This is a genomic window from Pseudomonas sp. NFACC24-1 (assembly GCF_900115235.1).
GTDB lineage: Bacteria > Pseudomonadota > Gammaproteobacteria > Pseudomonadales > Pseudomonadaceae > Aquipseudomonas > Aquipseudomonas fluorescens_AA.
In genome coordinates this window covers 85,319-95,559 of the sequence record NZ_FOVS01000025.1, presented here as the reverse complement: position 1 = coordinate 95,559, position 10,241 = coordinate 85,319, and the positions used below count along the sequence as shown (strand labels likewise).

Genomic DNA, 10,241 nt, shown 5'->3' with positions numbered 1-10,241 from the left:
GATCAAGCCGTTGGGCGTGTAGTCCAGCTGATATTGTTCGCCGGATTCGTTTTCGATCTCGGTCAGCAACAGCCGCGCCGAGTCGTAGCGGTACTTCAGCTCGCTGCCGTCGGGGTTCAGGCGGCGGCTGACCAGGTGCAGGTCGTCGGCGTATTCGTAGCGGGTGGTTCGGCCCTGCTCGTCGCGCTCGGCGATGACCTTGCCGTAGGCGTTGTAGCTCCAGGCCCGGGTGGCGCCGGTGGGCAGGGTGACTTGCAGCAGGCGGCCGACGGCGTCCCATTGGTAGTGCGTGAGGGCGCCGTGTTCGTCCCGGCGACTGAGCAAACGCCCCAGGGCGTCGTAGGCAAAACATCGCCGACCGCCATCGGGCAGGACCTCTTCGGTCAGTTGGCCCAGGCGACTCCAGGTGAAACGATGTTCGCCACCGTCCGGGTCATACCTGGCCAGCAGTTGCCCATGGGCGTCGTAGGCATATTCCGTGCGCTGGCCGTCGGGATCGATGCTCGCGATCACATCGCCCCGGGCATTGCGGCGGTAGGTCCACACGGCCTTGCCGCGGGTCCGGGTGTGCAGGAAACCGTTGCGGTATTCGTAGGACGTCGGCGCTTCGTCCGGCGGAATCAGCGCCACCAGCCGTCCGACGTCGTCGTAGCGGTATTCGCTGACCGCCCCCAGCGGGTCCTGTTCGGCGATCAACCGGCCCTGTTCGTCGTAGGCCTTGAGGTGCTCGCCGCCGTCGGGCTCGACCTTGCGCACCAACCGCGCCCGGTCGTCGTGGACATACACTTCCTGGCTGCCGTCCAGGTGCCGGACCGTGACACGGCCGTCCTCGCCCCAGGTGTAGCGGCTGTCCATCTGCGCGAAGGAGGCCCAATGCCGTACGCAGCGGGACGCCGCCCCGACGCCTTGCCACTCCCAGTAGAAGCTCGCCCCGCCGGCCAGTTGCCGCTGGAGGATGACGTGCTGGTCGTCGTAGTCGTAGCGTTCGCTTTCACCGGCGGCATTGGTCGCTTCGATCAGTCGGAAACGTCCGTCGTAGCGGTAGGACACCAGCGTCTGTTCGGTCCGCCAGGCTTCGTCGAGGGTGAGGGCCGGGTGGAAGCTCTGGTAGTCGACGGCGACCAGGTGGCGCTGTTCGTAACGCAGGCGCAGGGAACGCCCGGCGCCGTTGTCCAGGCGGCTGATGTCGCCGTGGATGTTGCGCTGGATTGTCAGGCGGTTGTCGTAGCGGTCGCTGAGGGCGATCAGGTGGCCGTCGCGAAAGTGCAGGAACGGGGCGTTTTCCCCGGGCTGGACGATGATCAGTTCGTCCGGCGCAGCCCCCAGGTAGATGGCCGCCCGGGCCAGGCTGTTGTGGATCGCCGGACGCTGGGTGGTGGGCAACGGAAAGATCGTGCGGCGGTTTTCCTGGTCGACCCAGGTGACCTGCTCGTCTTTGAGCTCCAGGCGATGGGCCAGGGCATGGCTCCAGCCGCGCCCGAGGCCGACGTCCAGGGCGACGGCGCTGGTGCGGTACAAACGGGTGAAGACGAACGGCAAGCGCCCGTCGAGGGTGCCGTCGTCCAGGGTCAGCAGTTCTTCGCCGGTGACCATCGACACCGGGCAGCCGCTGGTCTGGGTCTGGGCCGCGGTGTCGGCGCTGTCGCCGTTGGGGTTTTTCGATTGGGCCGGGGCGTCGTCGTGGGGTTCGTGTTTGCTTAGCCGGGTCGAACCGTGGGATTTTTCCCGCGCCACGGCGGCCGGATTGCTCACAGACAATGGCGCAGAGTGTTCAGGGGTGATGTGCAAAGGTCCGACAGGCGTCGGCTTCAAGGGCGCGCGCTGGGCGCTGACCACCAACGGCTTCAGCACATCGGCATGCCGGTCGAGCCGATCGGTGGAGCGTTGAGCCAGCCTGAGGCTTGATGCGGTTAACCATTCGCGAGCCCGCTCCGAGCGGAGCTGGCCAAGTACTTTGCTGCTCATTCGCACGCCCATGCCCAGGGCGCCGGTCAAGCGCATCAACAGGAAGTTGATCAGCACCGAAGCGCGCATTTCGCCCACGACTTCGGCCATGTACTGAGGCGGCAACATTCGCAGCCAACTGGTGAATGCGGCCACGTGAACGAAGAGCAACGGCTCGTCGCTCAACACCATCAGTCCTTTGGCGATGGCCGCGGATGACGTTTTCAGTAACTGCTCAAGTTCAACCTGGGTCAGATACTCCAGGAGCTTTTCGCTATTGGCCTGCAGATCGGCCAGCAGCTGGAAAACCTGTTTAACGTCATCCCATAGCTGCTGCAGGGCGTTTTCAAAACCGCGCCAATCGGCCTGCTGCAACAAGTCATAACGTTCGCGAAATCCGGCGTCGGAAAATTCCGCCCACAGGGGTTGAAACTCGTCCCACTCGGCCTTCAGCCAGCCCTCAAGTTCGTCCATCACCCCTTGGTAGGACGCATACAGCGCCTTGACGTGATCGGCCGTCACCTGGGGAAAAAAAGTGATGCGGTAGCGCCCGCCACGCCAACATTCGGGGATTTCCAGAATGCCGCTGGGGCCAATGACGTGATGCACTGGCTCGCCAAAGGTTTCCTTCCCGGGCTCGCCTCCGGTGACGGGCTCCAGCATCACCGGGGTATCGCCAATCGGCACAAAACGCGCCGCCTGGAACATGTGCACCAGCGTCAGCGGCCCACTCGCCGGGCACGCGACCACCGTGGCACTGATGGGTTGATCGAGATTCTTCGGCGCCGCCAGGGACACCTCGGTGCCGACCTTGAATACCTGTTCAAGGTCCAGCGCCCAGCCGGCCCAAAAGCTTTCAGCCCAGACGTCGTAGTCGTTCAGGCAGTTTCGAAAGTCCTGGAAAACCGCCTCGACATCCGGCTGCTCGGGGTCCATGGCCGCCATCACCAAAGAACCGATGGTGTTGTTCAGGGCCAGGAGCTTGTCGGGGGCAAACATGCAGGAATCTCGCGGTGCGGGGACGAACGCGAGACTCTGCCGGGGATGACAGGGGAATTAAGTCAGTGGAAGGGGACAAGGGATGTAGGGCGATTCGCTAAATTTAAACGCTTGGCGTGGAAGCCTTGCCGATAGCTATAAACACCGCACCATCAGCCATTGCGCTTTCCCCCAAGCCTCAAAGCGCTCCAGCACGTCCCAACCCAGCTTGGTGTAATAGTCACGCTGACTGTGGGTGTGCAAGAACAAGGTGGTGTGGCCCGCCGCTCGCGCATCGCTACAGATGCCGTCGATCAACTGCGCCGCAAGCCCTCTGCGTCGGGCGTCTGGGCTGACGAATACACACGCCAGCCATGGACCCAGGTCTGGCCGGTCAGGCAGGTCGTGGCTGGCAAGTGAGGCACCACCGAGCAACTGGCCGTGCTCCGTGGCGATCAGGCATTTCCAGCGGCCATCTTGCTGCCCCGCGGCGAACTCCTGCTGCCAACTGGCGAGGGACTGCTGGGCAAATTCATAACTGAACTCCTGATGGAGCCACTCGGCCATCTGGTCGCATTTATCCATGTGGTTGGCGAGCCAATCGATTCGCAGCATTTGAAACACTCCTTGTTTATTTGCCCCGGCGGGAGGGTTTGAGTCGGTTTTACCGCCATTGTGGATGCCGGTGCCAGCCGGCTGAAGATATTTTTGTTTGATCTACCGCCATCGCGAGCAAGCTCGCTCCCACAGGGGACTTGTGGTGGGGTCGGGAATGCGCGGACTGCTGTTCTCACAGGCGCTGGTTAACTTAAGGCTGTATGAATCATTGTGGCGAGGGAGCTTGCTCCCGCTCGGCTGCGCCGTAGGAGCTGCCGAGTGAAACAAGGCTGCGATCTTTCCAAAACCAATTGAGTATCAAGCGAAAGATCAGATCAAAAGATCGCAGCCTTCGGCAGCTCCTACCGCAGCCCAGCGGGAGCAAGCTCCCTCGCCATGGGTCTGTGTTTTTTTTCAATATTCCGGAGTGTCTTGCGCAGATAAATGCGCGAATAGATGCCTACCCGCGCGCATTCTCGAGAAATACCCGCCAGCAACCCTTCAACCTATCGTAATCTCGCATCTGTATAAGCCCCAGCCCCGCAACCGGCCGAGATCTTCCCCCGATGCCCTCCATCTACCAACTCAAGCCTGCCTTTCAAAACCTGCTGCGCCCCATGGTTCAACGCCTCTACAACAACGGGGTCACCGCCAACCAGGTCACCCTGCTCGCGGGTATCGTCTCGGTGTTGGTGGGGGCGGTGATTGCCTGGTTCGCCAGCCATCCGTGGATTTTCGTCCTGGTTCCGGTCTGGATGTTCCTGCGCATGGCGTTGAATGCGGTGGATGGCATGTTGGCGCGGGAGTTTGGCCAACAATCCCATCTGGGCGCCTACCTCAATGAGCTATGCGATATCATCGCCGACGTTGCCCTGATCCTGCCTTTTGCCTTGTTTGCCGATACCAGTCTCCTGCTCGTGTTGTTGGTCACGCTGTTGGCGCTGTTCAGCGAATACGCCGGCGTGCTGGGGCCGATGGTGGGGGCTTCGCGGCGGTATGACGGGCCGATGGGCAAGAGTGACCGGGCCTTTGTGTTTGGCGTATTGGCGACCGGTATTGCCCTGGGTTGGCTCGGGGCGCTGTGGATAAATGGTGTGATGGCGGTGGTTGCCGCCCTGCTGGTTTATACCTTGGTCAATCGGGTGCGTCATGGCCTGGGCCAGGTGAAGGAAAACGCTCCCTCAGCATAAAGGAACTTGCAATGCGCGAAGCCCAACACCGGACATTCACCACCCACGATGGCGTGGAACTGTTCTACCAACACTGGCCGGCTGTCGACGCGGCAGCGGGTGAACCCCGCCAGGCTGTGTTGTTGTTTCATCGTGGTCATGAACACTCCGGGCGCATCGCGCACCTGGTGGATGAGCTGGACCTGCCCGGGTTCGACTTCTTTGCCTGGGACGCCCGTGGCCATGGCCAGTCGCCGGGCGAACGGGGCGACAGCCCGAGCTTCGCCACCAGTGCGCGGGACGTGCAGACGTTCTGCGATCACATCGGCACGGCGCATCAGATCGACGAAGCGAACATCGCCGTGGTCGCACAAAGCGTCGGCGCGGTGATCGTGTCCACCTGGGTCCACGACTACGCGCCGCGCATTCGCTCGCTGGTGCTGGCGTCGCCGGCGTTCAAGGTCAAGCTCTACGTGCCGTTCGCCCGTCCGGGCCTGGCGCTGATGCGCAAGTTCCGTGGCAATTTCTTCGTCAACAGCTACGTCAAGGCGAAATTCCTCAGCCATGACCCGGAGCGGGTGGCGTCCTACGACAGCGATCCGTTGATCACCAAGGCCATTTCGGTGAACGTGCTGCTGGGCCTGTACGAAGCCGCCGACCGCGTGGTGGCCGATGCCCAGGCGATCCAGGTGCCGACGCAGTTGTTGATCTCCGGCTCGGACTTCGTGGTACACCGCAAACCCCAGGAGCAATTCTTCGAGCGCCTGGGCAGCCTGCACAAGGAAAAGCACATCCTGCCGGGCTTCTTCCACGACACCCTCGGCGAGAAGAACCGTGCGCCCGCCGTTGCCAGTGCCCGCCGCTTCATCCTGCAAAACTTCGCCCGACCGCTGGACCGCCCTTCCCTGCTGGACGCCGATCGCCTGGGCGCGACCTGCGCCGAAGCCGAAACCCTGGCCACGCCGCTGCCCCACAACTCGCTGCGCGACCTCTACTGGCGCATGACCCGCGCCAGCATGCGCTTTGGCAGCAAGTTGTCGGCCGGGGTGAAGCTGGGTTTCGACACCGGGTTCGACTCCGGCAGCACCCTGGATTACGTCTACCGCAACCGCCCCACCGGTACCTCGGCGCTGGGCAAGATGATCGACCAGAACTACCTGAACTCCATCGGCTGGCGCGGCATTCGCCAGCGCAAGCTGAACGTCGAGGAGCTGCTGCGCCTGGCGATGGCCGAGTTGCGCGCCCAGGACCGCGAGGTGCGCATCGTCGACATCGCCGCCGGCCATGGCCGTTACATTCTCGAAGCCCTGCAAGGCGTCAGCCCGTTGCCCGAGTCGATCCTGCTGCGCGACTACAGCGACATCAACGTGCGCGATGGCAGTGCGCTGATCGTTGAAAAAGGCTTGGGCGATATCGCTCGATTCGTCAAAGGTGATGCCTTCGACCGCCAGGACCTGGCGGCGTTGGAACCCAAGCCGACCCTCGCCGTGGTGTCGGGCCTGTACGAGCTGTTCGCCGACAACCAACTGGTCGGCGGCTCCCTCGCGGGCCTGGCCGAAGCCGTGGAGCCTGGCGGTTTCCTGGTCTACACCGGCCAGCCGTGGCACCCGCAGCTGGAACTGATCGCCCGCGCCCTCACCAGCCACCGCGCCGGCCAGGCCTGGGTGATGCGTCGACGCACCCAGGCGGAAATGGACCAATTGGTTGAGGCGGCGGGCTTCCGCAAGATCACCCTGCGGGTCGATGAATGGGGCATTTTCAGCGTTTCCCTGGCGCAGCGAGTGCAGTAATGAGCGCCGTCATCGCTCCGGCCCGCGAACCCGCACTGCTGAAACCGGCGGTGCTGTGGCTGCTATTGCTGGCGCCGCTGTTCTTCACCACCTACGGCTTCGCCACCTGGGTCACCTCCCAGCGTGACGACGTTGGCACGCTGGTATTCGCCTGGGAAAGCCACATGCCGTTCATGGCCTGGACCATCGTGCCCTACTGGTCGATCGATCTGTTGTACGGCCTGTCCTTGCTATTGCCCAGCAGCCGCGACGAACTCAAGCGCCATGCCTTGCGCCTGCTGACGGCGCAGGTGATTGCGGTCAGTTGCTTCCTGCTCTGGCCGTTGCGCTTCACCTTCCCCCGGCCTGAGATGGATGGCGTGTTCGGTTGGTTGTTCGAGGTGCTGGCGGGTTTCGACAAGCCGTTCAATCAGGCGCCGTCGCTGCACATCGCGTTGCTGGTGGTGCTGTGGGTCTGCTATCAGCGGCATCTGCAGGGCTTCTGGCGCTGGGTGATGCACGGTTGGTTCGCCTTGATCGGCGTGTCGGTGCTGACCACTTATCAACATCACTTCATTGACCTGCCCACGGGCGCGTTGGCCGGTTGGCTGTGCGTGTGGTTGTGGCCGCTGGATCGACCCAGTCCGCTGCTGAGTGCGCGTCTGGCGGCGGATCCTGCTCGCCGACGCCTGGCCTTGCGTTATGGCCTGGGCGCGGCGGCGCTGTTTGTTCCGGCGTTTGCCTTGGGCGGCGCGTGGCTCTGGCTGATCTGGCCGGCGGTCGCGGTGCTCATGGTGGCGCTGAATTACCTGGTGTTCGGTGCCGACGGTTTCCAGAAGCGTGCCGATGGTCGCTTGAGTCCGGCAGCGCGTTGGTTGCTGGCGCCTTATCTGGCGGCGGCGTGGATCAATTCTCGCGGCTGGACGCGCCAGCATCCGCAGCCCGACCAGGTTGCGGATAACGTCTGGCTGGGGCGAATCCCCACGCCGATGGAATTGAAGGACAGTGCGTTTACCGGCGTGCTCGACCTCTGCGCGGAACTGTCCATGGACAGCACGGGCGTCGCCTATCGCTCATTGCCGGTGCTCGACCTCACGGCACCGACCACCGAACAATGCCTGAACGCGGCAGAAGCCATTGAAAGCCTGCGCCAGCACGGGCCGGTGCTGGTCTGCTGCGCCTTGGGTTATTCGCGCAGCGCCACGGCGGTGGTGGCCTGGTTGCTGCACAGCGGCCGGGCGGCGAACGTCGATGCGGCGATCGTGCAAATCCAGCGCGCCCGTCCGCGTATCGTTTTGCAGGCGGCGCACCGTCGGGCGCTGGAGCAATTATCCATAGCACGGGGGCACGTCCATGATCAGTGACATGGAGCTCCACACCGTGGCGAGCCTGTTGCGCCGGGGTCACTCACTGGACCAGCTGTCCACTGGGCTGACGCTGCTTGGGGCGCTGCTGGGGTTGGGGCAGTGGCTGGTGGGCGTCATCGATCCGTGGTTGCTGCTGTTGAGTGTGGCGCTACTGGTGCTCGGCGTGCTGGAAAAATACTGGGCGCTGCGCGTGGCGTTCGATGCCGATCTGTTCCAGCGCATGGCTGACAGCAGCCAATCCCTGGCCGAGCGCACCTATACCTTGGATCAGGCCCTCATCTCCCTGGGCCTGCAACCGGCCGCACGTGCAGGGCGTCTCTGGACCGAACGCCGGCATGGCGCATTGTTGCTGCTGCGTCGGCAGTCACGCTTATTGGCCGTACAAGTCGTCCTGGTGCTGGGCTTCATCCTGGCCAGCCCCTGGTTAGCTTCAAGTATCTAAATCGTTTTGTGGCGAGGGGATTTATCCCCGTTGGGCTGCGCAGCAGCCCCCAACCAGGCACCTCGGTGTGCCAAGAAGATTGAGTTAACTGCTTTAGGGCTGCTGCGCAGCCCAGCGGGGATAAATCCCCTCGCCACAAAGGGTGTGTTCCCTCGCCACAGTTATGCTTACGTTTCTCAGGACAAGGAATCCTCATGTTCGAACCCGTGGTCGCCAACCTCATCACCTCCGCCGCCCGCATGGTCACGGGCGCTCGCAGCCTGTGGCTCGGCTGCGCGCCGACGCCGGTGCAACGGATCTACTTCGCCAACCACAGCAGCCACGGTGACTTCGTGTTGCTCTGGGCCTCGCTGCCGCCAGCGCTGCGCAAGCTCACCCGCCCGGTAGCCGGGGCCGACTATTGGCAAACCAGCCCGGTGCGTCGCTACATCATCAACCGGGTGTTCAACGGCGTGCTGGTGGACCGCGAGCGCAAGGATCCTTCCTACAGCCCATTGCAGCCGATGCTCGATGCGCTGGAAAACGGCGATTCGCTGATCATCTTCCCGGAAGGCACGCGCAATCCGGAGGAAGACCTGTTGCCCTTCAAGAGCGGGATCTATCACTTGATGAAGGCTCATCCCGAGGTCGAAGTGATCCCGGTGTGGATCGCCAACCTCAACCGCGTCATGCCCAAGGGTCGTGTGCTGCCGCTGCCGTTGTTGTGCACCACCAGTTTCGGCGCGCCGCTGTGCATCGAAGAAGGCGAAAGCAAAGAACAATTCCTTGAACGCAGCCGCGCCGCGCTGCTGGCACTGGCCCCGGAGCACGTCTGACATGGATCGATATACCCTGATGTTGTTTGGCGGGATTGGCGCCATCCTGGTGCTGGCTTCGTTGATCGGTTTCATTCTCAGGCTGAAAACCCGCGGCGCGCCGAACTCGGTGATCGATAACCTCAACGCCCGGATCAATGCCTGGTGGATCATGGTGCTGGTGATCGGCGTGGCCTTCTGGCTCGGCAACGCGGCGGTCATCCTGTTGTTCTACGCCGTGTCGTTCTACGCCCTGCGGGAATTCCTCACCCTGACACCGACCCGGCGCAGTGACTACCCGGCCCTGGTGGCGGCGTTCTACCTGGCGCTGCCGCTGCAATACCTGTTGATCTACTACGACTGGTACGGGCTGTTTTCGATCTTCATCCCGGTGTATGTGTTCCTGCTGCTGCCGATCCTGGCGTCCCTGGGCGGCGATAGCACACACTTCCTCGAGCGCGCCTCGAAGGTTCAGTGGGGCTTGATGATCGCAGTGTTCTGCATCTCCTTCGTGCCCGCCCTGCTGACCCTGGACATCGCCGGTTTCGAAGGCCGCAACCTGTTGCTGATCGCCTACCTGGTGATCGTGGTGCAACTGTCGGATGTGCTGCAGTACGTGTGCGGCAAGCTGTTCGGTAAACACAAGATCGCGCCGAACCTGTCGCCCTCGAAAACCGTCGAGGGCTTTGTCGGCGGCATTTTCCTGGCCTCGCTGATCGGTGGCGCGTTGTGGTGGATCACGCCGTTCAATCCGTGGCAGTCATTCCTCATCGCCTTGCTGATCAACCTGCTGGGCTTTGCCGGCGGCATCGTCATGTCGGCGATCAAACGCGACCGCGGCGTCAAGGACTGGGGCCACATGATCGAAGGCCACGGCGGCATGCTTGATCGGTTGGATTCGGTGTGCTTTGCGGCACCGATCTTCTTCCACCTGGTGCGGTACTGGTGGACCTGAGGAAAGTCTTAGGCGAGCTCCCACAGGGGGCGTCGCTTGCTTCTTCACTGGCCCACTGCCAAGCGCTCTTGTGGCGAGGGGATTTATCCCCGATGGGCTGCGAAGCAGCCCTAAAAAGCCATACCTCGGTACTGCAGACAGATTGAGTTGAGTTCTCGTGGGGCTGCTTCGCAGCCCAGCGGGGATAAATCCCCTCGCCACAGATAAACCCCTCGCCACAAGAGCG

8 protein-coding genes are annotated in these 10,241 nt (G+C 62.9%); 6 read left to right on the top strand and 2 right to left on the bottom strand.

Features of this window, described 5'->3' with window-relative positions:
• Both BM317_RS21715 and BM317_RS21710 read right to left on the bottom strand, forming a co-directional pair.
• The coding region (locus BM317_RS21715; RefSeq protein ID WP_139236054.1) for a DUF6531 domain-containing protein at nt 1–2,943 on the bottom strand (2,943 nt) is incomplete at its 3' end.
• 135 nt (nt 2,944–3,078) lie between these two features.
• The gene (locus BM317_RS21710) at nt 3,079–3,537 is read right to left on the bottom strand and encodes a GNAT family N-acetyltransferase (RefSeq protein WP_092476161.1); all 459 of its coding nucleotides are present in this window, start codon (nt 3,535–3,537) and stop codon (nt 3,079–3,081) included.
• 548 nt (nt 3,538–4,085) lie between these two features.
• Between BM317_RS21710 and BM317_RS21705 the strand changes: the two genes are divergently transcribed.
• The 6 genes from BM317_RS21705 to BM317_RS21680 all read left to right on the top strand — a co-directional run bounded on the left by BM317_RS21705 (nt 4,086) and on the right by BM317_RS21680 (nt 10,015).
• Nucleotides 4,086–4,709: a CDP-alcohol phosphatidyltransferase family protein gene (locus BM317_RS21705; protein ID WP_092476158.1), complete on the top strand. Its 624-nt coding sequence runs from the start codon at nt 4,086–4,088 to the stop codon at nt 4,707–4,709.
• Between the two features lie 11 nt (nt 4,710–4,720).
• Nucleotides 4,721–6,478 carry a bifunctional alpha/beta hydrolase/class I SAM-dependent methyltransferase gene (locus BM317_RS21700; RefSeq protein WP_060740442.1) on the top strand — a complete coding sequence of 586 codons (1,758 nt, stop codon included), beginning with the start codon at nt 4,721–4,723 and terminating at the stop codon, nt 6,476–6,478.
• The gene (locus tag BM317_RS21695) at nt 6,478–7,821 is read left to right on the top strand and encodes a phosphatase PAP2/dual specificity phosphatase family protein (RefSeq protein ID WP_092476156.1); all 1,344 of its coding nucleotides are present in this window, start codon (nt 6,478–6,480) and stop codon (nt 7,819–7,821) included. Before BM317_RS21700 ends, BM317_RS21695 begins: the two co-directional genes overlap by 1 nt.
• The gene (locus tag BM317_RS21690; RefSeq protein WP_092476153.1) at nt 7,811–8,266 is read left to right on the top strand and encodes a hypothetical protein; all 456 of its coding nucleotides are present in this window, start codon (nt 7,811–7,813) and stop codon (nt 8,264–8,266) included. Before BM317_RS21695 ends, BM317_RS21690 begins: the two co-directional genes overlap by 11 nt.
• 194 nt (nt 8,267–8,460) lie before the next feature.
• Nucleotides 8,461–9,081, top strand: coding sequence for a lysophospholipid acyltransferase family protein (locus tag BM317_RS21685; RefSeq protein ID WP_092476150.1), 621 nt, complete (start codon nt 8,461–8,463; stop codon nt 9,079–9,081).
• A 1-nt stretch (nt 9,082) separates the two neighbouring features.
• Nucleotides 9,083–10,015: a phosphatidate cytidylyltransferase gene (locus tag BM317_RS21680; protein WP_060740439.1), complete on the top strand. Its 933-nt coding sequence runs from the start codon at nt 9,083–9,085 to the stop codon at nt 10,013–10,015.
• Nucleotides 10,016–10,241: the final 226 nt, after the last annotated feature.